At 70.7% G+C, this 1386-nt stretch carries 1 protein-coding gene; it reads left to right on the top strand.

Going from position 1 to position 1386, the window contains the following annotated elements; all coding sequences use genetic code 11:
* Positions 1-1386: MMPL family transporter (locus ABZ027_RS43175; RefSeq protein ID WP_356778603.1), on the top strand; the 1386-nt coding region annotated here is incomplete at both ends.

Below are 1386 nucleotides of genomic sequence, written 5' to 3'. Positions count from 1 at the left end.
GGACACCGACACGGTGGTGTGGAAGGTGGAGGCGGGATCGGTACGGGACGAGTCCGTACGGTCCCGGATCCAGCCCGCGCTCGATGAGATCGGCAGGATGAAGGGCGTCGGGGCGGTCGCGAGCCCGTACGCGAAGGGTGGCGCCCCGCAGATCAGCCGGGACGGGCGGACCGCGTACGCCCAGGTGACGTTCGCCCATCAGGCCGACGCCATCCCCAAGGAGCTGGTCGAGAACGTCATCGACACGGCCCAGAACGCCGAACGGGCCGGTCTCCGGGTGGAGCTGGGAGGCCAGGCCATCGCCACCGTCCAGCGACCCCCCGCCGGGTTGTCCGAACTGGTCGGCATCGTGGCGGCGGGGGTGGTCCTCTTCCTCGCCTTCGGTTCGCTCTTCGCGATGCTGCTGCCGATCGTGGTGGCCGTCGCCGCGGTCGGCACCGCCACGATGGCAACGACGCTGCTCAGCCACCTCACGAACGTGCCCGAGATCGCCCCGCTGGTCGGCTCGTTGATCGGCCTGGGCGTCGGTATCGACTACGCCCTGTTCATCGTCACCCGGCACCGGCGCGGCATCATGCGCGGGGTGAAGCCCGAGGATGCGGCGATCACGGCCCTGAACACCTCCGGTCGCGCGGTGCTGTTCGCGGGTGCCACGGTGTGCATCGCGCTCGGCGGCATGCTGGTGATGAACATGCGGTTCCTGGACGGGGTGGTCATCGCGGCCTCGTTGACCGTGCTGCTCAGCATCCTGGCCGCCGTCACCCTGCTGCCCGCCCTGCTGGGGATGTTCGGCATGCGGGTGCTCAGCCGCCGGGAGCGGCGCCGGCTCGCCACGTCCGGCCCCGAGCCGGAGGAGGCAAGCGGTCTCGCGGCACGCTGGTCGTCGTACGTGCAGCGGCGCCCGCGCGCGGTCGCGCTGATCGCGTTCGTCGTCATGGCGGCCATCGCCGTCCCCGTCCTGTCGATCCGGCTCGGCACCTCGGACCAGGGCAACCAGGCGGAGTCGACGACGACGCGGCAGGCGTACGACCTGCTCTCCGAGGGGTTCGGCCCCGGCTTCAACGGGCCGTTGCAGGTGGTCGTGGACGGCTCGGCACCCGCGACGCTGGTGTCGTCCATCGGGAAGACCGAGGGCGTGGCCCAGGTCGCCGCCCTCCCGCCCGTGAACGGCGTCTCGGTGATCCGGGTGGTGCCCACGACGTCACCGCAGTCCGAGAGGACGGACCAGCTGATCGACCGCCTGCGCGACGAGGTGATCCCTCAGGCCGGAGTCAAGGCTCACGTGGGTGGTGTCACGGCGGTCTACAAGGACTTCGCGGCGGTGACCGGCGAACGGCTGCCGTACTTCATCGCGGCGATCGTCGCTCTCGGTTTCCTGTTGCTGCT

It is taken from the genome of Streptomyces sp. NPDC006332 (assembly GCF_040612855.1).
GTDB lineage: Bacteria > Actinomycetota > Actinomycetes > Streptomycetales > Streptomycetaceae > Streptomyces.
Note: the sequence above shows the minus strand (reverse complement) of the source record. Positions and strands in the feature narration are given on the sequence as shown.